Annotated in this window: 19 protein-coding genes and 5 pseudogenes; all 24 read left to right on the top strand. The window is 40.4% G+C overall.

Annotated elements, in window-relative coordinates:
* Positions 1 to 3 precede the first annotated feature (3 nt).
* The 24 genes and pseudogenes from infB to M313_RS0105695 all read left to right on the top strand — a co-directional run bounded on the left by infB (position 4) and on the right by M313_RS0105695 (position 26,643).
* Positions 4 to 2,158, top strand: a pseudogene (infB, locus tag M313_RS22820) (translation initiation factor IF-2).
* Positions 2,155 to 2,433, top strand: a complete 279-nt coding sequence (locus M313_RS0105805) for a DUF503 domain-containing protein (RefSeq protein ID WP_010193313.1) — start codon at positions 2,155 to 2,157, stop codon at positions 2,431 to 2,433. Before infB ends, M313_RS0105805 begins: the two are co-directional and overlap by 4 nt.
* Positions 2,434 to 2,446: 13 nt before the next feature.
* A complete protein-coding gene (rbfA, locus tag M313_RS0105800) occupies positions 2,447 to 2,812 on the top strand; it encodes a 30S ribosome-binding factor RbfA (RefSeq protein ID WP_029326359.1) in 366 nt (121 codons plus the stop codon).
* Between the two features lie 229 nt (positions 2,813 to 3,041).
* A pseudogene (truB, locus tag M313_RS22815) lies at positions 3,042 to 3,956 on the top strand (tRNA pseudouridine(55) synthase TruB).
* Positions 3,957 to 4,005: 49 nt separating this feature from the next.
* Positions 4,006 to 4,977, top strand: coding sequence for a bifunctional riboflavin kinase/FAD synthetase (gene ribF / locus M313_RS0105790; protein WP_010193308.1), 972 nt, complete (start codon positions 4,006 to 4,008; stop codon positions 4,975 to 4,977).
* Positions 4,978 to 5,079: 102 nt separating this feature from the next.
* Complete coding sequence (gene rpsO, locus M313_RS0105785; RefSeq protein ID WP_010193305.1) at positions 5,080 to 5,349, top strand: 30S ribosomal protein S15; 270 nt, start codon at positions 5,080 to 5,082, stop codon at positions 5,347 to 5,349.
* 275 nt (positions 5,350 to 5,624) lie between these two features.
* Positions 5,625 to 7,742 (top strand): polyribonucleotide nucleotidyltransferase, encoded by a 2,118-nt coding sequence (pnp, locus tag M313_RS0105780; protein ID WP_029326358.1) that lies wholly within the window; start codon positions 5,625 to 5,627, stop codon positions 7,740 to 7,742.
* A gap of 147 nt (positions 7,743 to 7,889) precedes the next feature.
* Entirely contained in the window at positions 7,890 to 8,855 is a 966-nt protein-coding gene (locus M313_RS25560) for a polysaccharide deacetylase family protein (protein WP_010193300.1), read from the top strand.
* A gap of 30 nt (positions 8,856 to 8,885) precedes the next feature.
* Positions 8,886 to 10,130 (top strand): M16 family metallopeptidase, encoded by a 1,245-nt coding sequence (locus M313_RS25555; protein WP_010193299.1) that lies wholly within the window; start codon positions 8,886 to 8,888, stop codon positions 10,128 to 10,130.
* Positions 10,131 to 10,210: 80 nt separating this feature from the next.
* Positions 10,211 to 10,456 carry a YlmC/YmxH family sporulation protein gene (locus tag M313_RS0105765; protein WP_010193298.1) on the top strand — a complete coding sequence of 82 codons (246 nt, stop codon included), beginning with the start codon at positions 10,211 to 10,213 and terminating at the stop codon, positions 10,454 to 10,456.
* 523 nt (positions 10,457 to 10,979) lie between these two features.
* Positions 10,980 to 11,876, top strand: coding sequence for a dipicolinic acid synthetase subunit A (gene dpaA / locus M313_RS0105760; RefSeq protein WP_010193297.1), 897 nt, complete (start codon positions 10,980 to 10,982; stop codon positions 11,874 to 11,876).
* A 2-nt stretch (positions 11,877 to 11,878) separates the two neighbouring features.
* Positions 11,879 to 12,478, top strand: coding sequence for a dipicolinate synthase subunit B (locus tag M313_RS0105755; RefSeq protein ID WP_010193296.1), 600 nt, complete (start codon positions 11,879 to 11,881; stop codon positions 12,476 to 12,478).
* Between the two features lie 150 nt (positions 12,479 to 12,628).
* Positions 12,629 to 13,673: pseudogene (asd, locus tag M313_RS22810) on the top strand (aspartate-semialdehyde dehydrogenase).
* A 164-nt stretch (positions 13,674 to 13,837) separates the two neighbouring features.
* Positions 13,838 to 15,109: an aspartate kinase gene (gene dapG, locus M313_RS0105745; protein WP_010193293.1), complete on the top strand. Its 1,272-nt coding sequence runs from the start codon at positions 13,838 to 13,840 to the stop codon at positions 15,107 to 15,109.
* A complete protein-coding gene (gene dapA, locus M313_RS0105740) occupies positions 15,102 to 15,974 on the top strand; it encodes a 4-hydroxy-tetrahydrodipicolinate synthase (RefSeq protein ID WP_010193291.1) in 873 nt (290 codons plus the stop codon). The genes dapG and dapA overlap by 8 nt, the downstream gene beginning before the upstream one ends.
* Positions 15,975 to 16,613: 639 nt before the next feature.
* Positions 16,614 to 18,280, top strand: a pseudogene (locus M313_RS22805) (ribonuclease J).
* A gap of 137 nt (positions 18,281 to 18,417) precedes the next feature.
* The gene (locus M313_RS0105730) at positions 18,418 to 19,176 is read left to right on the top strand and encodes a ClpP family protease (RefSeq protein WP_010193287.1); all 759 of its coding nucleotides are present in this window, start codon (positions 18,418 to 18,420) and stop codon (positions 19,174 to 19,176) included.
* Positions 19,173 to 19,385 (top strand): YlzJ-like family protein, encoded by a 213-nt coding sequence (locus M313_RS0105725; protein ID WP_010193286.1) that lies wholly within the window; start codon positions 19,173 to 19,175, stop codon positions 19,383 to 19,385. Before M313_RS0105730 ends, M313_RS0105725 begins: the two co-directional genes overlap by 4 nt.
* 110 nt (positions 19,386 to 19,495) lie before the next feature.
* Positions 19,496 to 21,842, top strand: a pseudogene (locus M313_RS22800) (DNA translocase FtsK).
* A gap of 190 nt (positions 21,843 to 22,032) precedes the next feature.
* Positions 22,033 to 22,758 carry a GntR family transcriptional regulator gene (locus tag M313_RS0105715; protein WP_010193283.1) on the top strand — a complete coding sequence of 242 codons (726 nt, stop codon included), beginning with the start codon at positions 22,033 to 22,035 and terminating at the stop codon, positions 22,756 to 22,758.
* Between the two features lie 208 nt (positions 22,759 to 22,966).
* Entirely contained in the window at positions 22,967 to 24,247 is a 1,281-nt protein-coding gene (gene yfmF / locus M313_RS0105710; protein ID WP_010193282.1) for an EF-P 5-aminopentanol modification-associated protein YfmF, read from the top strand.
* A gap of 3 nt (positions 24,248 to 24,250) precedes the next feature.
* Positions 24,251 to 25,534, top strand: a complete 1,284-nt coding sequence (gene yfmH / locus M313_RS0105705; RefSeq protein ID WP_010193281.1) for an EF-P 5-aminopentanol modification-associated protein YfmH — start codon at positions 24,251 to 24,253, stop codon at positions 25,532 to 25,534.
* Positions 25,535 to 25,619: 85 nt separating this feature from the next.
* Positions 25,620 to 26,315: an elongation factor P 5-aminopentanone reductase gene (gene ymfI, locus M313_RS0105700; RefSeq protein WP_029326357.1), complete on the top strand. Its 696-nt coding sequence runs from the start codon at positions 25,620 to 25,622 to the stop codon at positions 26,313 to 26,315.
* A gap of 70 nt (positions 26,316 to 26,385) precedes the next feature.
* The gene (locus tag M313_RS0105695) at positions 26,386 to 26,643 is read left to right on the top strand and encodes a DUF3243 domain-containing protein (RefSeq protein ID WP_010193278.1); all 258 of its coding nucleotides are present in this window, start codon (positions 26,386 to 26,388) and stop codon (positions 26,641 to 26,643) included.
* The last annotated feature ends 52 nt before the right edge of the window (positions 26,644 to 26,695 follow it).

Genomic DNA, 26,695 nt, shown 5'->3' with positions numbered 1-26,695 from the left:
TGTATGACGAAATTACGCGTGTACGAATACGCAAAACAAAAGAACGTATCAAGTAAAGATGTCATTACAAAACTAAAAGAAATGAATATTGAGGTATCAAACCATATGGCAACATTAGACGACGACACGATCCAAAAATTGAACGGCACAAATAAAACAGAAGCACCAAAGAAAGCAGCACCACAAAACACTGCTTCTGCACCTAAAAAACAAAATAACAACCAAACTCAAGGCGGCAACCAAGGCGGAAAAGGAAAAAACACCTCTTCACCTAAAAAGCCATTTAACAATAATAACAACAATAACAATCATTCTTCTAAAGGGAAAAAGAAACAAAACAATAAACAAAATCAAAACCGCGGACAACAAGCTCCGCCACAACCTGTGAAGAAAAAAGAAACTCCTTCTAAAATCACTTTCACTGGTTCCCTGACAGTTGGAGAACTTGCGAACAAGCTAAACAAAGAGCCTTCTGAAATCATCAAAAAGCTCTTGATGCTTGGTGTCATGGCGACGATCAACCAGGATCTTGATAAAGATTCCATCGAGTTAATCGCTGGCGAGTACAATGTGGAAGTAGAAGAGGAAATTATCTTCGAAGTAACCGATTTTGAGGGATACGATTCCGAAGATACAGAAGAAGTAATGGAAGAGCGTCCTCCAGTCGTTACCATCATGGGTCACGTTGACCATGGTAAAACAACGCTTCTTGACTCTATCCGTAATACAAAGGTAACTGCAGGTGAAGCTGGTGGAATTACACAGCACATCGGGGCATACCAAGTAGAAGTAGAACAAGGTAAAAAAATACACGTTCCTTGATACTCCTGGACATGCTGCGTTTACAACAATGCGTTCTCGTGGAGCACAAGTTACAGATATCACGATCCTTGTAGTTGCAGCAGATGACGGCGTTATGCCTCAAACAGTGGAAGCCATTAACCATGCTAAAGCTGCGGAAGTACCAATCATCGTTGCGGTAAACAAAATGGATAAAGAAGGTGCCAATCCTGACCGTGTTATGCAAGAATTAACAGAACACGGATTAGTGTCAGAAGCTTGGGGCGGAGATACTATCTTTGTACCACTTTCTGCAATCAAGGGGGAAGGCATCGATACACTTCTAGAAATGATTCTTCTTGTATCCGAAGTGGAAGAATATAAAGCAAACTCCAAACGTGCTGCGTCTGGTACAGTTATCGAAGCACAGCTTGATAAAGGAAGAGGTTCAGTTGCTACCCTTCTTGTACAAAGAGGAACACTTCGCATTGGAGACCCAATCGTTGTAGGTAACACGTTCGGTCGAGTTCGTGCAATGGTCAACGATCTTGGACGTCGCGTGAAAGAAGCTGGTCCATCCACACCAGTTGAAATAACTGGACTAAATGAAGTACCACAAGCTGGGGACAACTTCATGGTGTTTGCGGATGAGAAAACGGCTCGTAATGTCGGAGAAGCGCGTGCTCAAAAGCAACTTCAAGAACAACGCAGTGAAAAAACGCGTGTAACACTTGATGACTTATTCGAACAAATCAAGCAAGGTGAAATGAAAGAAATCAACTTGATTGTAAAAGCAGACGTTCAAGGTTCTGTAGAAGCAATGGCTGCTTCCCTGCAGAAAATCGACGTAGAAGGTGCAAAAGTTAAAATCATCCACACTGGCGTTGGTGCCATCACAGAATCTGATATCATATTAGCTTCTGCGTCCAATGCGATTGTCATTGGTTTCAACGTTCGCCCTGACGCTGGTGCGAAACGTACTGCAGATGTTGAAAACGTTGATATCCGTCTTCACCGAATCATCTATAAAGCGATTGAAGAAATTGAAGCGGCAATGAAAGGTATGCTTGATCCTGAATTCGAAGAAAAAGTAATCGGTCAAGTAGAAGTTCGCCAGACATTCAAAGTTTCTAAAGTAGGTACAATCGCAGGTGCGTATGTAACAGAAGGAAAAATCACTCGTGATTCCAGCATTCGTTTAATTCGTGACGGAATTGTTATTTTTGAAGGGGAACTTGATACACTCAAGCGTTTCAAAGACGATGTGAAAGAAGTTGCGACAAACTACGAATGTGGTGTAACAATCAAGAACTTTAACGATATTAAAGAAGGCGACATCATCGAAGCGTATGTAATGCAAGAAATCGAAAGAAAATGATTGGATATCTAGAGTGTGACTGTATGATCTATGATGCTCAATCTTTGAAGGAAAAAAGGGCAGTCCTTCAGCGCATTATGACGAGGCTGAAGCAGAGGTTTAATATTTCCATATCAGAGATTGACCATCAGGACGTATGGCAACGGACGAAGATTGGAATTGTATCCATCTCTTCGTCCAAATCCATCACCGAGAAAGAATTGCAAAAAGTGCTCGACTACCTGGATTCCTTTCCAGAGATAGAGCGGGCAGAAACTTCGCTTGATTGGCTTTAAAGGGGTGAAAGGTATGACACTCAGATCAAACAGAGTTGGAGAGCAAATGAAAAAAGAGCTTTCTGATATCATTGGTCGTAAAATCAAAGACCCTCGTGTAGGCTTTGTAACAGTAACGGATGTACAGGTTACTGGAGATCTTCAACAAGCCAAGGTTTTCATCTCTGTGCTTGGAGACGATGAGAAAAGACAAGACACATTGATTGGCTTGGCAAAAGCTAAAGGCTTTATCCGCAGTGAAATTGGACGAAGAATTCGCCTAAGAAAAACTCCAGAGCTTTTCTTCGAGTTTGACGAATCCATCGCATACGGTAACCACATCAATAGCCTGATACACGAATTGAATAGAAAAGACTCTGACTCTGATGATGAAGAGTAACAAAAAAGGGTAGGCAGCACTTGTCTATCCTTTTTGTTGACTATAATGATTGCTCACATTAACTCCCTGTTGATTTGCGTTCCAGCTGTTCGCTTTCCGCGGGACGGTGCTTGAGCCTCCTCACAACGCTCGGGGGTCTCAACCTACCGTTATCCCCCCGCAGGAGTCTCACACCTTGCACTCCAATCTACAGGGGAATATTTATTATAAAATGAAAGGGGTGGCCTAAATGGACGGCATTTTAATTTTAAACAAACCAAAAGGCTTCACTTCACATGACTGCGTATTCAAAGTGAGGAAAATACTACAAACAAAAAAAGTCGGCCACACCGGGACACTAGATCCAGAAGTGACCGGAGTCCTTCCCATCTGTATTGGCAGAGCTACAAAAGTCGTAGAATTCCTGACTGCAGAACAAAAAACATATGTAGCAGAGGTCACCATCGGCACCGCAACCACAACAGAAGACCAAACAGGGGAAGTAGTAGAAGAAAAATGGGTGGACAACCCTATAGCAAAAGAAAAAATACTTTCCGTCCTTCAAGAACTTAAAGGAGAAATTGACCAAACACCTCCCATGTATTCCGCTGTAAAAATTAAAGGAAAAAAGCTTTATGAATACGCAAGAGAAGGGAAGGTAATCGACAGACCTTCAAGAAAAGTGACCATCCATGATATCTTCCTGACAAGCGATATTACATATGAAGAAGAAAAAAGGCCAAGTTAAAATTTTACCTTTCAAGTAAACTGCAGCAAAGGTACATATGTAAGAACCCTTGCTGTACAAATTGGTGAATTGCTTGGTTATCCTGCCCACATGTCCTATTTGACCAGAATTTCTTCTGGAGACTTTACCATTGATCAAGCAATCACTTTAGAACAATTAAGTGAGCTTGCAGAACAAGGTATGGTCCAAGAGAAACTGTTGCCCATGGAAAAAGCACTAAGTTCATTGCCTAAGTTGGAGATTAGTGATAAAGTAGCAGAGAAAGTGTATAATGGTGCGGTTTTGCCGTACCCGGAAAATATTGATGAATCAAATGAATACTTTAGTGTATTCCATGAAGATAAATGCTTGGCCATCTATATGAAACATCCATCAAAGCCAGGCCTTATGAAACCAAAGAAAGTTTTTCATGACTAATTGGTGTGTGAAGGTCTTGCATGATTAATTAAGATTTAGGTGATAAATGATGAAAGTTGTGTATTTGGAGCATCCGCATTCCCTTTCAAAAGAAGAATGTATCCCTGCTACAGTGGCCCTCGGTTTTTTCGATGGCATCCATTTGGGACATCAAAAAGTGATTAAAAGTGCACTGTCTAAATCCAAAGACCTTGGTGTGGCAAGTGCCGTAATGACATTGGATCCCCATCCTTCCGTCGTTTTGAGAAAGACTGTCCAACATGTCCGCTATATAACGCCACTTTCTGAAAAGATTAGATTGCTTGCATCTTTAGGGGTGGACATTCTTTATGTGGTCAAATTTGACATGTCTTTTGCGTCACTTGTACCGCAGGACTTTGTAGATCAATATATTATTGGGCTGAACATTAAACATGTGGTAGCTGGATTTGATTATTCCTACGGAAGTCTCGGTAAAGGGACAATGGAGACCCTTCCGTTTCATTCCAGACAGCAATTTGATCAGACTGTTGTGGAGAAATACACGACAAATGATTTGAAAGTAAGTTCGACCTTCATTAGAGAGCAGCTGAAGGAGGGCAAAGTTTCCGACCTGCCCAATACTTTAGGCCGTTTTTATCAAATACGTGGAAAAGTCGGGCATGGAGAAAAGAGGGGCCGGACAATCGGGTTTCCTACTGCCAATGTAGTCCTTGCTGATGATTATGTGATTCCTAAAACAGGTGTCTACACGGTACGTATGAACGTGAATGACAGATGGTTCAATGGGGTGTGCAATGTCGGCTATAAACCAACTTTTCACAAACAGGAAAAAGAAAGCTTACCGTCCATAGAAGTTCATCTTTTGGATTTTGATCAGCAAATCTATGGAGCAGAGGTAATAATAGAATGGCATGATTGTATAAGGGAAGAAAAGAAGTTTTCGGGTATTGATGCACTTGTTGCTCAGATTAGAAAAGACAAGGGAATTGCTGAAGACTATTTTCAAAAAAACCTGCACGATACTTGCTTTTTGACGTAAAAAGAGGTATGCTATTAAACGTACTAAAACCATTGCTTGGCAAGTCGAATCACCAACGCTTGCTCGGTAATAGGGGTTTTTACTATTAAGGAGGTGAATAGGATGGCTATTACACAAGAGCGTAAACAAGAACTTATCAACGAGTTCAGAACTCACGAATCTGACACTGGATCTCCAGAAGTTCAGATCGCTGTCCTAACAGAACAGATCAACAACCTGAACGAGCATTTACGTACTCACAAGAAAGATCACCACTCACGTCGTGGTCTATTGAAAATGGTTGGTAAGCGTCGTAACTTACTTACTTACCTACGTAACAAAGATGTAACTCGTTACCGTGAACTAATTAACAAATTAGGTTTACGTCGATAAGTTTGTCAGAAAAAGCGGGAGAATTCCCGCTTTTTTATTAGTATTTTAGAAGTTATTTTTCAAAAATTGCTTATAAACACCAAAAAGCGATTTTTTTCCTATACATGCTGGAATTCTATTGATATGTAGTAGTTATTTCGTTCATACTATACATAATACTAAAACTTATTTTCACATAGACTGTTCTACTAATTAAGCTGCATTCCGATGATTGGATGCAGGCATTGAGAAGAAGGTCAATACATATGAAAGCTAGAGAGGGGTTAAACGAACTCATGGGACAAGATAAACAAGTGTTTTCTATCGACTGGGCTGGAAGAAACCTGACGGTAGAAGTAGGACAATTAGCGAAGCAAGCAAACGGAGCTGTTATGGTCCGATACGGAGATACTGCTGTGCTCAGCACTGCAACCGCTTCAAAAGAACCGAAGAAATTAGATTTCTTTCCATTAACAGTTAACTATGAAGAAAGATTATACGCAGTAGGTAAAATCCCTGGTGGATTCATTAAGAGAGAGGGACGTCCAAGTGAGAAGGCTGTACTGGCTAGCCGCTTGATTGACCGCCCAATTCGTCCGCTATTTGCTGATGGTTTCCGTAACGAAGTACAAGTTATCAGCATCGTGATGAGTGTAGATCAGAACTGCTCTTCCGAAATGGCAGCGATGTTTGGTTCTTCTTTGGCACTTTCTGTTTCCGATATTCCTTTCCAAGGTCCGATCGCAGGGGTAACAGTAGGAAGAATCAATGACGAATTCGTTATTAATCCTAATGTTGACCAGCTTGAAAAGAGTGATATCAACTTGGTTGTAGCTGGTACAAAGGATGCAATCAACATGGTTGAAGCTGGTGCTGATGAAGTGCCGGAAGAAGTAATGTTAGAAGCAATCATGTTTGGTCATAACGAAATCAAACGTTTAATTGCTTTCCAAGAAGAAATTGTACAAGCAGTAGGGAAAGAGAAAACAGAAGTTACTCTTTATGAAGTTGATAAAAACCTTGAACATGAAATCCGTGCACTTGCTGAAGAGAAAATGACAAAAGCTGTTCAAGTCTTTGAAAAGCATGCTCGTGAAGCAGCTATCAAAGAAGTGAAAGCAGAGGTCCTTGCTCGCTATGAAGAGCAAGAAGCAGAAGCTGATGTGTTGAAGCAAGTCAACGAAATCCTAAGTATGCTAGTGAAAGAAGAAGTAAGACGCCTTATTACAGAAGATAAAGTACGCCCTGATGGACGTAAGAGCGACGAAATCCGTCCACTTGCTTCTGAGGTCGGCTTATTGCCTCGTACTCACGGTTCAGGTCTGTTTACACGTGGACAAACTCAAGCATTGAGCATCTGTACTTTAGGTGCACTTGGTGACGTGCAGATTCTTGACGGATTAGGTATTGAAGAAGAGAAACGTTTCATGCATCACTATAACTTCCCATTATTCAGTGTTGGGGAAACTGGTCCAATGAGAGGTCCGGGCCGTCGCGAAATCGGACATGGTGCTCTTGGTGAGCGTGCCCTTGATCCGGTTATTCCTTCCGAGAAAGACTTCCCGTACACAGTTCGTCTTGTATCTGAAGTTCTAGAATCGAACGGTTCCACTTCTCAAGCAAGTATCTGTGCAAGCACACTTGCCATGATGGATGCAGGCGTACCTATTAAAGCTCCAGTAGCAGGTATTGCAATGGGATTAATTAAAAAAGGCGAGCATTATACTGTTCTTTCCGATATTCAAGGAATGGAAGATCACCTTGGAGATATGGACTTTAAAGTTGCTGGGACAGCCAAAGGTGTTACGGCACTTCAAATGGATATTAAGATTGAAGGTCTTTCCCGCGATATTTTAGAAGAAGCACTTCAACAGGCTAAAATTGGACGTATGCATATTCTTGATTCCATGCTTGCTACGATTGATGAGTCTCGTAAAGAGCTTTCTCCTTATGCGCCGAAGATCTTGATGATGAGCATCAACCCTGATAAGATCCGTGATGTAATTGGACCTAGCGGTAAACAAATCAATAAGATTATTGAAGAAACTGGTGTTAAAATTGATATCGAACAAGATGGAACGGTATTTATTTCTTCCATTAATATGGAGATGAATGACAAAGCGAAGAAAATCATCGAAGATATCGTACGTGAAGTCCAAGTGGGCGAAATCTACATGGGTAAAGTAAAACGTATTGAAAAGTTCGGTGCATTTGTTGAGCTATTCAGTGGAAAAGATGGACTTGTCCACATCTCAGAACTTGCAGAAGAACGCGTGAAACAAGTGGAAGATATTGTGAAACTTGGGGAAGAAGTTCTTGTAAAAGTTATGGAGATCGACAAGCAGGGAAGAGTGAATCTTTCTAGAAAAGTCTTACTTAAAGAGAAAAAAGAAAAAAACGAACAAATGTCCTAAGATAGGAGCCTGGTTTGACCGCCGGGCTTTTTGCAGTACCTCCCCCATAAACATTTATTTAATGGGGGTTGATATCTAACAAGCTTTATTTGTTCTACCTTGTCCACTTCCTACATAAATTTTAAGTAGGAAGGAGTGGGTGGAAGAATGAAAAGGAGTACGTTTCAACTGTTGGCATTTGTTATTATTGCATTTTTTACATATAACACGGTGAGTCATCCTTTTCAGGGTGATATAGCAGCTATACTTTCTAAAGATATAGCAGAAGTGGCCCAGAAAAAGGATGCACTTTATGTGGAGATTGAGCAAAAAGCATCAACATATGAAGTGGCTCCGCAAGACGCTAAAATAGACAAGGTTTGGAAGGCCCAGCCCGGACTTAACGGTTTAAAAGTGGATCTTGAAGCCTCATATAAAAACATGAAGAAGAGCGGTGTATTTGACGAGAAAAAGCTCGTAATGGAGCAAATATCGCCTAAAATTCACCTTTCCGACTTGCCACCTTCACCAATTTATAGAGGGCACCCAGAAAAGCCAATGGTATCGTTTTTGATAAATGTGGCGTGGGGAAACGAGCATATTCCAGGGATGCTAGAAACTTTGAAAAATCATGGAGTGCAGGCAACTTTTTTTCTTGAAGGAAGATGGGTTAAAGAAAACCCTTCGATGGCTAAAATGATAATAGATGCTGGACATGAAGTGGGGAATCATTCTTACACACACCCTAATATGAAAACATTGGGAAGTACTGCGGTCAGGAAACAGCTTTTAAAGACAAATGAAGTCATTGAGGCGATTTCTGGCAGTAAAGTCACTTGGTTTGCCCCTCCAAGTGGAAGCTACCGCGACGAGGTCGTTAACATTGCCCATGAGATGAAATTAGGGACGATTATGTGGAGTGTTGATACCATTGATTGGCAGAAGCCGTCACCTGATGTTCTCGTTAATCGAGTGATGGGGAAGATTCATCCTGGTGCGATGGTTCTTATGCATCCTACGCCATCAACAGCTAACAGTTTGGAAACTCTTATTACATCCATTAAAGATAAAGGGCTCGAACTAGGGACGGTTTCTTCTCTTTTAAGTGAAGAAAGGATCGTTCACCACAACTAGATTTGGCAAACTTGAATAGGAGGATTATCGTTGCTTACTAAACATACATGTTCAAACGGAGTAAGAATTGTATTAGAAAATATTCCACATGTCCGATCGGTTGCGATTGGCGTATGGATTGGAACAGGTTCACGAAATGAAGACAATGTAAACAATGGAGTATCTCATTTCCTTGAGCATATGTTCTTCAAAGGAACAGAAACAAAAAATGCACGTGAAATTGCCGAGGCTTTCGATTCTATCGGAGGGCAGGTAAATGCATTTACTTCAAAGGAATACACTTGTTATTATGCAAAAGTGATGGATGAACACTCTTCCTATGCACTTGGAGTGTTAGCTGATATGTTTTTCCATTCCATCTTTGATGAAGAAGAATTGAAGAAGGAAAAGAATGTTGTGTACGAGGAAATCAAAATGTATGAAGATGCACCAGATGATATCGTTCATGACGTTTTGGCAAGAGCTTCCTATGGTAACCATCCTTTAGGTTATCCGATACTTGGAACAGAAGAAACTTTATCTGCTTTTAACGGAAATACATTGCGTGATTATATGAAAGAAACCTATACTCCTGACAATGTCGTGATCTCCGTAGCAGGTAATATTGATGAGTCATTTGTGAAAGAGATTGAAAACCTATTTGGAAGTTATGAAACTGGTCACTCAAAGCGTGAGTATGTAAAACCTAGCTTTGAAACCGGAAGAATTGCCAAAAAGAAAACAACTGAACAGGCTCATCTCTGTATTGGTTACGACGGGCTTCAAATTGGTGATAAAGATATTTACAACCTGATTGTGTTGAACAATGTGCTTGGCGGCAGCATGAGCAGTCGTCTATTCCAAGATGTCAGAGAAGAACGCGGACTTGCGTATTCCGTCTATTCCTATCACTCCACCTTCCAAGACAATGGTATGCTAACCATTTATGGTGGAACTGGCAGCAACCAATTAGATCTTCTGTTTGAAACCATTCAACAGACGCTTAACACACTGAAACATGACGGAATAACTAAAAAAGAGCTTGTCAACAGTAAGGAACAAATAAAAGGTAGCCTTATGTTGAGTCTTGAGAGCACAAACAGTCGTATGAGCAGAAACGGAAAGAACGAGCTTCTTCTCGGAAGACATCGCTCCCTAGATGATATCTTAGAAAGAATCAATAGTATCACAGAGGAATCTGTCAATAACTTGGCAACCAAGATTTTCACAGATGAATATTCTGTTGCTTTGATCAGCCCTAGCGGTGAAATGCCTAAATCAATTCAAGAAAAATAAGAGGAAACCTGCCATTTTTCATTGGCAGGTTTTTTTTTGGACGCCTTCTAATATAGATAGTATAGGAGGTGTTTTATTATATGAGGTTAAGTGAAATGAGCGGAAAGGAAATTGTCGATGTGAAACGTGCAGAACGGTTAGGGATACTTGGTCATACGGATCTTGAGATCAACGAAAATACTGGTGAGATACGTTCGCTCATCATTCCTTCGTTGAAGTGGTTTGGGTTGAAGAAGGAAGGCAGTGACATTCGTGTGCCGTGGAATCATATTAAAAAGATCGGCACAGATATGATTATTATTGACATACCGGAAGAGGAAGAATGACTGACTTGGCGCGAGCTAGGTCTTTTTTTGTTTGGAGCGCTCTATACGCCCGAACGGAAGGAATCCCGAGGTCTTCGGTAGTATAGAAGCGTTCTATACGCCAGAACAGAAGGAAACCCGAGGTCTTCGGTAGTATAGAAGCGCTCTATACGCCCGAACGGTAGGAATCACAAGTTCTTCGGTAGTATAGAAGCGTTCTATACGCCCGAACGGAAGGAATTCCGAGGTCTTCGATAGTATAGAAGCGTTCTATACGCCCGAACGGTAGGAATCACACAGATTTCGGTAGTATAGAAGCTTTCTATATGCCCGAAAGAAAGAAATCACCACGTCTTCGGGCAGAAAGCTCAGAAAGACTCAATCAAAATATTTACATAATACTAAATAACACTCCCCTTGCAAACTCTTCCCTTTCTCCCTGGATTCAAGCACAGATTTTCTCTAGCTTACATAAGATGTGGAAGTAAGAAAAACTTGAGCCAGATTTACAAACTTTCACGAAGTAGAAGAAGGTGAACGATATATGCTGACCGGTTTGCACATAGCTGTCATTGGCGGTGATGCAAGGCAGCTGGAAGTGATACGTAAGCTTATTGAGCTGGACGCGAAGCTTTCGCTTGTAGGATTTGACCAACTAGATCACGGCTTTACAGGTGCTTCAAAGGAGCAAATGAATGAAGTGGATTTCACGACTGTCCATGCCATTATCCTTCCTGTTCCCGGCACAAATTTAGAGGGGCAGGTTGATACAATCTTCTCTAATGAAAAAATTGTGCTGACAGAGGAACTAGTCAAGAACACACCAGAGCACTGTACCATTTATTCCGGTATTACGAATCCTTATTTGAATCAATTGGTGGCAAGTACAAACAGGAAATTGGTTCAATTGTTTGATCGTGATGATGTTGCCATTTATAACGCAATCCCGACAGTGGAAGGTACCATTATGATGGTGATTCAACATACAGATATTACGATTCATAACTCCAAAGTGGCAGTGCTGGGATTAGGAAGAGTCGGTATGAGTGTAGCGCGTACTTTTGCCGCACTAGGTGCTAATGTACGTGTAGGCGCAAGAAGATCCGAACATATTGCCCGTATCTTTGAGATGGGCGTTATTCCATTCCATCTAAATGACTTGGCTGAGAATATTACAGATGTAGATGTGTGTATTAATACTATTCCACATCCTATCGTAACATCGGATGTAATCTCCAAAATGCCTGCTCACACTCTCATCATTGATCTGGCATCAAAACCAGGGGGAACTGATTTTCGATATGCCGAAAAAAGAGGAATTAAAGCATTATTAGCTCCAGGACTTCCAGGAATTGTTGCTCCGAAAACTGCGGGGCAGATCGTGGCGAATGTCTTGTCACAATTACTTAAAGAAGAAATGGAAGGGAGAAAGGGGAATTAACCATGCAATTAAAAGGTAAACGGCTAGGTTTTGGTTTAACGGGATCTCATTGTACGTATGATGCAGTTATACCGGAGATACAAAAGCTACTTGATGCTGGTGCAGAAGTGAGGCCAGTAGTTACTTCGACCGTTCAACATACAAATACCAGATTTGGTCAAGGCGAAGATTGGATAAAACTGATTGAAGATATGACAGGATTTAAAGTAATAGATTCCATTGTAAAAGCAGAGCCGCTTGGACCGAAAATTCCATTGGATTGTATGATCATTGCCCCTTTAACTGGGAATTCAATGAGTAAATTAGCCAATGCACTTACAGATTCACCTGTACTAATGGCTGCAAAGGCAACACTAAGGAATCATAACCCGGTTGTTTTAGGGATATCAACAAATGATGCCCTTGGATTAAATGGATTAAATTTAATGAGATTAATGGCTACCAAAAATATATACTTTATTCCTTATGGGCAAGATGCACCAGATAAAAAACCAAATTCCATGGTTGCAAGAATGAGTATGCTCATGCCTACAGTGGAGCATGCATTAGAGCATAAGCAAATACAACCAGTCATCGTGGAAAGATATAAAGACGATTTATAATAAAATTTGCTTAGAAGAGAAGAAAAGTAAGAATTTCTTCTCTTCTTTATTTCAGTAATATGATAAAATAAAAAACTATATATGAATATTTTTTCTGAAAGCTCAGATAAACATTAAGAGCTATTTTTAAAATGGAGAGGTGCTTAATAGATGAGTGGTTTACATGTAGCAGTAGTAGGCGCAACAGGAGCAGTAGGGCAGCAGATGCTTCATACATTAGAAGAAAGAAATTTCCCTATCAAGAAGCTTACGCTATTATCTTCGGAGCGCTCTGCAGGTAAAAAAGTATTATTCAAAGGGGAAGAAGTGACAATTGAAGTGGCAACACCTGATAAATTTGAGGGTGTTCATATAGCATTGTTCAGTGCAGGAGGAAGTGTTTCCAAGGAGCTTGCGCCTGAAGCGGCAAAGCGGGGAGCAATTGTGGTTGATAATACTAGCTACTTCCGTATGGATCCTAATGTGCCGTTGGTCGTACCAGAAGTAAATGAGGAAGACATCAAATCCCATAATGGCATCATTGCAAACCCGAATTGCTCGACGATTCAAATGGTAGTTGCATTAGAGCCGATTCGTAAATCATATGGTCTTACTAAGGTCATTGTCAGCACATATCAAGCTGTATCAGGAGCAGGTGCGGCGGCAATTGATGAGCTTGAGTCCCAATCACAGGCAATCTTAAACAAAGAAGCTTTCATACCAAGCATTCTACCTGTTAAAGGTGATAAAAAGCATTATCAAATTGCATTTAATGCCATTCCACAGATTGATAAGTTTGAAGAAAACGGTTTTACGTTTGAAGAATTAAAAAATGATTAATGAAACAAAAAAAATCATGCATGACCAAAACTTACAGGTTGCTGCGACATGTGTACGCCTTCCGGTTGTAACAGGACATTCCGAGTCTGTATATATTGAAGTAGAAGACGAAAATGTGACTGTTCAAGATATGAGAGCGTTGCTTGAAAAAGCTCCTGGCGTTGTACTGCAAGACAATCCGGCAGAACAGGTTTACCCGATGCCTGCTAATTGTGTGGGCTCTAACGATGTGTTTGTCGGTAGAATCAGGAAGGACTTGGATAACAAAAAAGGGTTTCATTTATGGATTGTTTCCGACAACTTGCTAAAAGGTGCAGCCTGGAATTCCGTACAAATTGCTGAGAGCTTAGTGAAACTTGGTGTCATCAACCGATAAAAAGATAGAGAAAAGGTCTTTGTAAGACCTTTTCTTTTCGGAACAAAGTCGGGTTTCATTCCAATGCCATTCTTGAACAGGGAGTCCCATTCACAGGGTACTATTTTCATCACATCTTTCGTATGTATTAAGGATGTTTCTAAACCGCGATGAGGTGTCAATATATGAAAATTATAGTTCAAAAGTTTGGTGGAACGTCTGTAAGGGATGAAACCAGTAGACATGCTGCAGTCAAACATATAAAGAAAGCCGTGAATGATGGATACAAAGTAGTTGTTGTCGTATCCGCCATGGGAAGAAAAGGGGAGCCCTACGCAACAGACACCCTTTTGAACCTTGTGGAAAAAGGAAAGAACAACGTGTCTAGGCGCGAAATAGATATGCTTTTATCCTGTGGGGAAATTATCTCTTCCATTGTTTTCAGTAGCCTGTTGCAAAAAGAAGGAATTTCCGCAACAGCATTGAATGGTCCACAGGCCGGATTTCGAACCAATAATGACCACACAAATGCACGTATCATTGAAATGAAATGTGAAAGACTTCTTGAAATGCTAGAATTGCATCAAGTGGTGGTTGTAGCAGGATTTCAAGGCGAAACGAAGAACGGAGATATTTCTACCATTGGGCGTGGAGGAAGTGATACTTCAGCTGCCGCATTAGGTGCAGCCCTTCAGGCAGAATGGATTGATATTTTTACAGATGTGGAAGGGGTCATGACCGCAGATCCGCGTATTGTCAAAGATGCTTCTCCATTGCCTGTTGTCACCTATAACGAAATATGTAACATGGCATATCAGGGCGCAAAAGTAATCCATCCGCGGGCCGTGGAAATTGCGATGCAAGCAAAGATTCCAATTCGTATCAGGTCGACGTATTCTAACTCAACTGGGACATTAGTCACCTCCCTTGATAGAATGGGTAAAGGTGCTGATGTGAAGGACCGCTTGATAACAGGGATAGCCCATGTACCGAATGTCACGCAAATAAAGGTATTTGCAAAAGAAGGAAATTATGGTATCCAAACAGAAGTCTTTCGAGCAATGGCAAATGAACAGATAAGCGTAGACTTTTTCAATATTTCCCCTACTAGTGTGGTCTATACTGTCACAGATGAGATGAGCGAAAAAGCGATAAATGTATTGCGAAAGTTGGGGTATGAGCCGAAAGTAAACCGTCACTGTGCAAAAGTTGCAACTGTTGGAGCGGGAATGACAGGGGTACCCGGGGTTACTTCAAAAATAGTGACGGCACTTTCAGAACTAGGCATACAAATTCTTCAATCCGCAGATAGTCACACTACAATCTGGGTACTTGTAAAACAAGAAGATATGATTAAAGCGGTGAATGCTTTACACAAGGCTTTTAATCTTGCAAAAAAACAAATAACGATCTTACACCCAACCGCAGAAGAAGGAGAGAAAACAGTTCATGATTAACTTTGGTAAAGTATCAACAGCTATGGTAACCCCTTTTGATAATAAAGGGAACATAGACTTTGAAAAAACAACACAATTGATTAACTATTTGATTAAAAACGGGACGGATTCCGTTGTTGTAGCCGGAACAACAGGAGAATCTCCTACACTATCAACAGAAGAAAAGCTTGCCCTTTTCTCCCATGTAGTGAAGGTTGTCGATGGTAGAATCCCTGTAATAGCAGGAACAGGAAGCAATAATACCCGAGCATCTATTGACCTGACGAATAAAGCGGAGGCTGCAGGTGTAGATGCCATCATGTTAGTGGCACCGTATTACAATAAGCCTAGTCAAGAGGGACTTTATCAGCACTTCAGTACAATCGCATCCGAAACTTCCCTGCCTGTCATGCTATATAATATTCCTGGCAGATCTGTTGTTAATATGTCAGTTGAAACCATTGTGCGCCTTTCTGCTATTGAAAATATCGTTGCAGTCAAAGAAGCAAGCGGGAACCTGGATGCCATGACGGAAATAATTGCAAATACACCTGATGAATTTGTCCTATATAGTGGGGATGACGGGTTAACCTTGCCGGTTCTTTCTATAGGAGGGAATGGTGTGGTTTCTGTAGCCTCACATGTTTTAGGGAATCAAATGCAAGAGATGATTCGTTCTTTTGAGACAGGAGAGTTTGCAAGTGCAGCTAAACAGCATCAATCGTTGCTGCCTATCATGAAGGGACTATTTAGTGCTCCAAGTCCGTCCCCAGTTAAAACAGCCCTGCAATTAAAGGGAATGGATGTCGGCGGTGTCAGACTACCGTTGGTGCCGTTAACAGAAGAAGAAAGATATACGTTAACAAAATTATTAGAATCTGTATAATATACTAAAAACCAAGGCTAGTTAAAAGCTTTGGTTTTTTTTTTGTAGGGAGTAAAACTGTTGATTTCCGTTCCAGGCGCTTCGCTTGCCTGCGGGCGGTCCGTGAGCCTCCTCACTCCGTTGCGGGGTCTCACCTGTCCCTTCCTCCCGCGGGCGTCTGCCCGCCTTCCACTCCAATCAACTAGGTGGCTTCATTAACTTATTGGTTTATGAAGAGGTATTTACCTGAGTTAACTGTAAAAGCAGTAACTTCTCGTTCTAGTAATTAATAGCTGTTGATTGGAGCAAAAGGCGAAGACTCCTGAGGGAGATAGCGCTAGGTGGAGACCCCGCAGGCTTGCCGAGGAGGCTCCAGCAGCGCCCCTAGGAAAGCGAAGCCATTTGCGGAAATCAACAGCGGAGCATAAGCAAGCAACTAAAAAGACCGGGCGGTTTGCCGGTTTTTTCTTTTTCAACCCATTAAATTCCAGTTATTATAATATTTCTTGTATTCCAATTCTTTCATACGTTATAATAATTTCAAATGACATGGAGCGGATATTGATTTGGCACTAGGTAGCTGAAAATTTAATAGATCTCTTGATGCAAAGCGTGCATTATCGTCATAATTCGTGTTACAGATATATAGGAGGTAAAAAAGTGAATACACCACAGATAGAGAAACTTAAAGTGTTTGCCCTCGGGGGGATCGGGGAAATCGGCAAAAATATGTACGTATTAGAGATGGAAGATTCCATTTATATCATGGATACTGGTGTCATGATCCCGGAAGACGGGATGCTTGGTATTGATATGGTAATACCAGACACCACTTATCTTGAGGATAACAAGGACAAGATTCAGGGTATTTTCCTCACGCATGGCCATGAAGAACATATGGGCGGACTAGCATACATCCTAAGGAAGTTTAAAGCTCCTGTATATGGTACTAAATTTACTTTGGCACTTGCAAAAGAACTTGTGAACGGGCTTGGATCTAAGGGACAAGTAGAGTTTAAAGAGGTAGATGATACCACTGTCTTAGAGTTACCTCAAACGACAGTGACCTTCTTCAGAACGAACCATAGCATTCCTGATTCTGTGGGTATATGCTTTCATACTTCACAAGGTGCAATCGTGCATACAGGTGACTTTAAATTTGATCAATCGCAGTTATCACAGAATTCAGATTTGGGGAAAATTGCGGAAATAGGCAACAAAGGTGTTTTATGTGTTCTTTCAGATAGCACCAATGCAGAGAAGCCTGGGTATACGGTTTCCGAATCCGTTGTCAAACAAGAAATTGCAGATGTAACATATAATGCAAAGGGACGCGTATTTGCTGCATGCCTTTCCACTAACGTCGGACGAATTCAACAAATTGTTCAGGCAGCTGTAGACAGCAACAGAAAGCTTGTTGTTGTTTCTTCATCCAACAGACCGAAACTTCACGATTGCAACAGAACTAGAATACTTACACATACCGGATGACCTGCTTGTACCTGTTAATGAACTTGGCAGCCTAAAAGAATGAAAATGTAGTAGTCCTTACGATTGGGACGCATTCCCAACTTATGTCTTCTCTTTTAAAAATGGCCAAAGGCACTCATAAACATGCTCAAATAAAACAACAAGACATTGTTATGATTGCAGCTTCGCCCTCACCTGGGACAGAAGTAACGGTAGCTAAGGTGATAGACAAGCTATACCGCGCCGGTGCTGTTGTTATTTATGGTCAAAAGAAAATTCATTCCTCAGGGCACGGTTGTCAGGAAGAACTTAAGTTAATGTTGAACTTGCTTAAGCCAACGTATGTTATTCCAATCCAAGGGGAGTTCAAAATGCAAAGAGCGCTCTCTAAAGTGGCAGAAAGCGTTGGAATTAATAAAGATAACATCTTCTTATTGAATAAAGGAGAAGTTGTTGAGTTTAACAAAGGTACTGGAAAATATGCTGGAAAAGTATATGCCGGAAATGTGTTAATTGACGGTCTTGGGGTCGGGGACATTGGAAATATCGTATTAAGAGATCGTAGATTGTTGTCTCAAGACGGTATTATGGTGGTTGTCGTTTCCATCAGCAAGAGCCAAAAAAGAATTATTGCAGGTCCAGAAATTCTTTCAAGAGGTTTTGTTTATGTAAGGGAGTCAGAGGAACTTCTAGACAGAGCAAATGTGATTGTGACAGAAATTCTCGACAATGCCGTAAAAGAACAAGTTCTCGAGTGGTCAAGCTTGAAGCTGAAAATAAGAGAATCCCTCAATCAGCACTTATATGAAAAGACTAGACGTCGCCCAATGATCCTTCCCATCATCATGGAAGTATAATATTTCTTACCCGCAGTGTGGCAGTTAATGCCGCACTGCGGGTTTTGTTTTTCTTTTAGTTGCGAATGAAAAAAAACATCGCGTCAATACTATACTTGAGAAAACTTATTCTAGATGGGACGGAAGGAGATTATCACATGTCTGATTTTACATATCAATCATCAGAACAAACACAAGGGGAGCCAAACAAGCAGGATGCAGGGAAGGATTCCTTAGTCAATAAAATCCAGCAGCTTGGTCAAACGAATGTTGCCCAAATGCCACCTGACTCAAAAATTCATTGTCTTACCATAGTCGGTCAAATCGAGGGGCATGTCCAATTACCTCCTCAAAACAAAACAACCAAATACGAACATGTTATTCCTCAAATAGTTGCAATTGAGCAAAATCCAAATATTGAAGGCCTGCTAGTTATTTTAAATACGGTAGGTGGAGATGTCGAAGCGGGGTTGGCTATATCGGAAATGCTAGCTTCCTTGTCAAAACCAACCGTCTCACTCGTGCTTGGTGGCGGGCATTCCATCGGTGTACCTATTGCGGTCTCTTGTGACTATTCTTTTATTGCGGAAACTGCCACAATGACCATTCATCCTGTTCGATTGACAGGTTTGGTTATTGGTGTTCCCCAAACTTTTGAATACCTTGATAAAATGCAAGACAGGGTCATTAACTTTGTAACCAAAAATTCCGGTATTCCTGAAGAGAAATTCAAGGAGTTGATGCTCTCAAAAGGAAATCTCACCCGTGATATCGGAACGAATGTAGTTGGTGCAGATGCTGTGGAGTACGGGCTAATTGATCAAGTTGGTGGAGTTGGTGAAGCGATTCGAAAGCTGAATGAGATGGTAGAAGCAAAAAATCCAAATAAAACGCAAGAAGGGAAGATGTTGCAATGATTCTCTATACGACCATGCCGCAGGAATTGATCTTTCCAGTGGAAAATGGCGAATTTGAAAAACAACGTGTGATTGATTTTAACGGCGTCTCCTTAGTTGTTCAACAAACAGAGATGAACAACTATCAGATTGTCCGAAATTTGAGCACAGACCCGGCACATTATCTTAGTAGCGAGTATTCTCCAGGTCAAACGATTAATTTTCTTTAACAACGTTTCAAGTGTTAGGGCTTATGTTATAATACAAGCATCAGAGGAAAAAGCAGCCAGTATTTGTTGGCTGCTTTCTTCTTCTCATTATGGTCAGATAGGTGAGAAATATGTCAAAACGAAAAAAGAGACAAAGAAAGACCAAAAACCGGGATGAATGGAAACGCACCGTCACCTTTGAAGTGATGGGGCTGCTGTTGTTGGCCATTACATGTATAGCGATTGCCAAACTTGGTATGGTAGGACAAACATTTGTTCTGTTATTTCGTTTTTTTAGTTGGAGAATGGTATATGCTTATGCTTCTTGGGTTATTGCTCTTGTCGGGCTATATCATCTGGAAAAGGGAGCTTCCTACCTTCTTCTCAAGGCAATTGGTTGGTGTGTACGTTATTATGATGTCTGTTTTATTACTTAGCCATGTTACGCTTTTCAGGATGTTGTCACGCGGAGGCTCATTTGCTGATCCATCCGTTATCGGCAATACATGGGAGCTTTTTTGGCTAGAAGTCAACGGAGAAACAAGTACAACAGACCTTGGCGGCGGTATGATGGGAGCGGTATTGTTTGCCCTGTTCCACCTGCTATTTGATGCAAGAGGTGCACAGTGGATTGCTATGATATTCATCGTGATTGGTATCATATTAGTCACTGGAAAATCCCTCAATGACACGGTAATCAAAGTTGCTGCAGGCTTATTCGGTTTTGCGAAAAATCAATGGGTTGCATTTATGGAAGATATGAAAGGTTGGAAAGAGGACAGCAATAAACGAAAAAAAGAGAAACAAGCAGAAGAGAAAAAGCAAAAATCAGAGAAAAAAGAAAAAACAGAAGAAGTCCTTGTTGTGGAAGATACTTCAGAAGAAATCATCTCTCCGCCTATCATTTCGTCTTTTAACGACCGGGAGTCAGAAGTAAACCAGGTTGAAGCAGAACCTGTAGCATCTTCAAGTGAAGACAAAGAGGCTGGACAAGAAGGAGCCGGGGAGCTCATTGCAGGTCCTATGGCCTTTACGGAAGTAGAAAATAAGGAATATGTTCTTCCGTCTCTTGATCTTTTAAACAAGCCGATTGCGAATCATCAGACAACAGAGCATGAAAACATTTATCAGAACGCTAGAAAGTTAGAGAAGACGTTTGCTAGCTTTGGGGTAAAAGCTAAAGTAACGAAGGTTCATCTCGGTCCGGCTGTTACAAAATATGAAGTATATCCAGATGTCGGTGTTAAAGTCAGCAAGATTGTAAACTTAAGTGACGATTTGGCACTTGCACTGGCAGCCAAAGATATACGAATTGAAGCCCCAATACCGGGCAAGTCGGCTATTGGAATTGAAGTGCCAAATAATGAAGTTGCAATGGTATCCCTAAGAGAAGTTTTAGATACCAAACAGGCCGAAAAGCCGGATGCGAAGTTATTGATTGGCTTAGGACGTGATATTTCTGGAGAGTCTGTCGTGGCAGAGCTTAATAAAATGCCCCATCTTCTTGTGGCCGGTGCAACAGGAAGTGGTAAAAGTGTATGTATAAACGGAATTATCACTAGTATTTTGGTGCGTGCAAAGCCACATGAAGTAAAAATGATGATGATCGACCCTAAAATGGTAGAGTTGAATATGTATAATGGGGTACCACATCTATTGGCACCAGTTGTAACGGATCCTAAGAAGGCCTCTCAAGCACTGAAGAAAGTGGTAAATGAGATGGAACGGCGTTATGAGCTGTTCTCCCACACGGGTACAAGAAATATCGAGGGGTATAATGACTACATAAAGAGACACAATCAGGATGAAGAAGCAAAACAGCCTTCCTTACCATACATTGTGGTAATTGTAGATGAGCTTGCCGACTTAATGATGGTCGCTTCCTCCGATGTCGAAGACTGTATAACAAGGCTTGCCCAAATGGCTCGTGCAGCAGGGATCCACCTGATTATTGCCACACAGAGACCATCTGTTGATGTTATTACAGGGGTTATTAAAGCGAATATCCCATCTAGGATCGCCTTTAGCGTTTCGTCACAGACAGACTCTAGAACGATTTTGGATATGGGAGGAGCGGAAAAACTTCTTGGACGAGGGGACATGCTGTTTCTGCCGGTTGGTGCTTCCAAACCTATAAGGGTACAGGGCGCATTCCTATCTGATGAAGAGGTGGAGCGCATTGTAGACTTTGTCATCGAACAGCAGAAGGCCCAATATCAGGAGGAAATGATTCCTCAGGATATCAATGAAGAAGTGGAAGATGTGAATGATGATCTTTATGATGATGCTGTGCAGCTGGTACTAGAGATGCAGACTGCCTCTGTATCCATGCTTCAGCGTCGATTCCGGATAGGATACACAAGAGCTGCAAGGTTAATCGACGCCATGGAAGTAAGGGGAGTAGTTGGACCTTATGAGGGCAGCAAACCGCGAACGGTATTAATATCAGGAAATCAAAGTGAAGATGTGGGTTCATAAAAAGCAATTGGAAAGGCGGCTATCAAAAGCCGCCTTTTTATCATATATAAATGAAAAAATGCATAAAACGCTTACTTTTTCGACAAAAAACTATAATTTCTATTTATTTTACCCCTAAAAAGTGTTATATTATTTTGGATTAATAGGAAAACATGAAAGTGTTTTGTAAACGGTTAATGGGGGATCAGTTATGACGATTCGGTCAGACAGCAGACATTTGTATTTACTAGTTGTAGACAAATTAAAGCAAGATATCGAGAATAAGGTGTATAAAGAGAAAGAAAAATTACCTTCCGAATTCGAATTGTCTCGACGTCTAGGTGTTAGCAGAGCAACATTGAGAGAAGCATTGCGTGTATTAGAAGAAGAAAATATTGTCGTAAGAAGACACGGTGTCGGAACCTTTGTTAATTCTAAGCCGGTATTCTCATCAGGGATCGAACAGCTAAATTCTGTAACGGAAATGATCTCACAAGCTGGAATGAAGCCGGGGACGGTCTTTTTAACTTCCACCATTGAAACACCAAGCGATGAAGAATTAATAAAATTCAATAACAAAGAAATCAGTGAAGTCCTTCACTTTGAGCGTGTAAGAACAGCCAATGATTTACCGGTTGTTTACTGTATTGATAAAATTCCTACCACGATCGTAGAAGACTATCAATCCTATAAGAACGAATCTCTCCTAAAACTTCTTGAAAAAGAAGCGGGTAGATATATTTCTTATGCGGTAACCCATATTGAACCAATCGGTTACCATGATAAAATTTCACCGATTCTTGAATGTGAACCTGAGACGGCATTGCTCGTATTAAAACAAATGCATTATGATCAAAATGACGAACCAATTCTTTATTCACTCAACTATTTTAGAGCAGACAAATTCAGCTTCCATGTTTTAAGAAAGCGTCCATAAAGACTACGGAACACCACAAATTCGTGGTGTTTTTATTTTGAGCATTTCTGGGCTATCTGACTTGTAAATCTTTCTAATTTAACGTTATATTGGGTTTAGGACTATTTTTTGAACGTTATAGAAAGAATAGTACTGTCTATATTTTTATACGATTAATAACAGAATGAAAATCTGTTGTGCTAAGCATCAAAGTAAAGGAGGAGATTTCTTGAAACTAGTTGATGAAAGAACGTACACGCTTAATGGAATTAACGTTCACACTATTCCGACGAATAAGTTCAAAACGAATACTATTGTATTGAAAGTAAAGGCTCCGTTATCAGAAGAAGATGTTACGGTTCGTGCTATATTGCCGTATGTCCTTCAGAACGCAACAGAGTCCCATCCGCAACCTTCCCAATTCAGGGCATATCTTGATGAATTATATGGTGCCAGCCTTGCTGTGGACCTTAGCAAAAAAGGCGAAGATCACATCATATCCATAAGGTTAGAGATTGCCAATGAAAAGTTTCTAAAAGATTCCACACCACTCCTTGAAAAAGGGATTGAATTGTTAAGCGAAGTACTATTGAAGCCGGTAACAGAAGGAAATGGCTTCAAACTAGCCACAGTGGAAAAGGAAAAAAGGGCATTAAAACAAAGAATTCAATCTGTATACGATGATAAAATGCGTTATGCAAGTCAGCGTCTTATCGAAGAAATGTGTGCAGAGGAACCTTACCGCCTAAGTGCAAACGGTGAAAAGGATAAAGTAGAGGCAATAACATCAGAATCTCTTTACAGCTATTATCAAAACATGTTGAAAACCAATGATATTCACCTTTATTTGGTGGGAGATATAAAAGAAGAAGAAGTAGACGAATACGTTAAAAAGTACTTTGTATTGCCTGACCAGGAAAACAAAGTTACCTCTTCCATCCAACAGCCTAATAAAGATATGAAAGAACCGAACGAAGTCATAGAACGCCAAGATATTAAACAAGGTAAATTAAATATTGGCTTCAGAACAAACGTGACATTTAAAGATGATCTTTACTATGCTTTGCAAGTCTTCAATGGCATCTTTGGCGGTTTTTCTCATTCTAAGCTTTTTATTAATGTAAGGGAAAAGGAGAGTTTGGCCTATTATGCTGCGTCCAGAGTAGAGAGTCATAAAGGGTTATTACTTGTTATGTCTGGGATTGACTTTTCCAATTACGAAAAAGCAGTGACCATCATCAATCAACAAATTGAGGCGATGAAAAAAGGGGAATATACAGACGGTGAAATTTCCCAGACGAAAGCGGTCATTAAAAATCAAATTCTTGAAACAATTGATACTGCAAGAGGATTGATTGAAGTTCTTTATAATAATGAAGTTTCAGAAGTTGACAAACCAATAGAGGCATTCCTTGAAGGGGTAGAGAATGTTACAAAAGAGGAAATCCAGGAAGTTGCCAAGATGGTTGAACTCGATACTACCTACTTTTTGACAGGAAAGGAGGCGTAAAAGATGGAAAAGATCGAATTTAAACAACTAGAAGAAAACTTATATCACGAAACACTAGACAATGGATTAGAAGTGTATCTTTTACCAAAATCCGGTTTTCATAAAACATATGCGACATTTACAACCAAGTACGGCTCTATAGATAATAAGTTTGTACCACTTGGCGAGGACGATTTTGTAACCGTCCCGGATGGAATTGCTCATTTTTTAGAGCACAAGCTTTTCGAAAAAGAGCATGGGGACGTTTTTCAAGATTTCAGTAAACAAGGCGCATCTGCTAATGCCTTTACATCTTTTACTAGAACGGCCTATCTTTTCTCCAGTACATCAAATGTGGAAAAAAATCTTGAAACTTTGATGGACTTTGTGCAAGCACCGTATTTTACGGAAAAAACTGTGGAAAAAGAGAAAGGAATTATCGGACAAGAGATTACGATGTATGAAGATAATGCCGATTGGCGTGCCTATTTTGGATTGATTGAAAGCATGTTTCATTCACATCCTGTTAAAATAGATATTGCAGGTACCATTGATTCCATCTCTAAGATAACAAAAGATTCCTTATACACATGCTACGAGACGTTTTACCATCCGAGCAACATGCTCTTATTCATTGTCGGTCCAATGGATACATCAGAGATGATGCAATTTATCAAAGATAATCAAGCGCAGAAAACGTTCAAAGAAAAAGAAGAAATAAAACGTCAATTTGATGAAGAACCAACTTCCGTGAGCGAAAAGAAGAAAGTTCTAAAGATGAATGTCCATACGTCAAAATGTATGGTTGGAATAAAAGAGTCTAATCCAACTAAACAAGGACCAGAACTTCTCAAGCATGAACTGACAGTGAACATATTGCTCGACCTATTGTTCGGGAAAAGTTCTGATCACTACCAAAAACTTTATGATGACGGTCTGATTGATGAAACATTTGCTTATGATTATACTGGAGAAAATGGATTCGGCTTTGCCATGCTTGGCGGAGATACTTCAGAACCGGATAAATTAGCAGAGAGAGTTCAAAATATATTGCTGCAATTTGATCCAAACTCAATTGAAGAACAGGAACTGGAACGAATTAAAAAGAAGAAAATTGGTTCTTTCCTGAGAGCACTTAACTCACCAGAATTCATTGCAAACCAATTTACCCGGTATGCTTTTAATAATATGGATCTTTTTGAGGTTACGCCTCAACTTGAGAAAATTACGCTTGAAGACCTAAAAGCCGTTGCTAAGGACTTTATCAAGGAAGAAGCATTCACAACGTGCCAAGTTGTGCCAAAATAAAGATACAACGAAGTCCGGTTCGGCACTATTCGAACCGGCTTCTTTTTATAAAGGATGATATACATGAGAAAAACAGCACTTTTTAATTGGAGCAAGCGGGGATATTGGCAGAGAAATTGCCAAAAACCTTTTGAAAGACGGCTACACAACCTATCTCCACTATAACCAGGACAATCAATCCATACATAAGCTGCAGAATGAATTTGGCGAAGAAAAGGTTATTCCCATCCAATCAGACCTGAGCACTGAAGATGGCGTACATAAGCTTAAAAACAGCACGTACACATTTGTTGATACGATTATTTATAATGCAGGGACTACCTTTTATGGATTGATGACAGATGTCGACGAACAAACAAAGCAACAAATGATACAACTTAACATAACATCATTATATTCAACCATCCAAGCTTTTCTACCCGAAATGGTTAGAAAGCAAAATGGCAATATTGTCGTTGTCTCTTCGATCTGGGGGGAAATAGGGGCTTCTTGTGAAGTGCTTTACTCGATGACAAAAGGTGCACAGCTCTCTTTTGTAAAAGCGTTGGCCAAAGAAGTGGCTTTGAATGGAATTAGAGTAAACGCGATAACACCTGGAGCCGTATCAACAAAAATGTTGAATAATTTATCTGAGGAAGAAAAACAGGAAATAAGTGATGATATTCCAATGGGGAGATTAGCTCAACCTTATGAAATTGCCGATTCTGTAAGCTTTTTGCTTTCAGAAAAGTCCTCTTATATTTCAGGACAAGTTTTAGGAGTAAATGGCGGATGGAATTAACAAACGATGAATAAATGAGACAGGAGCTTCACATACTAACTCTTGAACAAATGTGGAAGGAGGAGTTAATATGTCAGTACTTGATAACTGGGATCAATGGAAAGGTTTTTTAGGTGATCGTTTGAATCATGCAGAACATGAAGGAATGGACAATGGGGCTATTTCTCAACTTGCTTATGAAATCGGTGACTATCTTGCAAAAGAAGTAGAAGCGAAAAACCCGCAAGAGAGAGTTCTAGCTGACCTTTGGAAAGTTGCAAGTCCAGAAGAGCAACATGCTATTGCTAATATGATGGTAAAATTGGTTCAAAACGACTCAACGCATTAAGAGAGGCCTCTACCTCTCTTTTTTTGTTTGTCAAAATTCGAGATTATTCATA

The organism is Bacillus sp. m3-13, from assembly GCF_000175075.1.
Classification (GTDB): Bacteria; Bacillota; Bacilli; order Bacillales; family Bacillaceae_I; genus Sutcliffiella_A; species Sutcliffiella_A horikoshii_C.
This window is presented reverse-complemented; position numbering and strand designations above follow the sequence as displayed.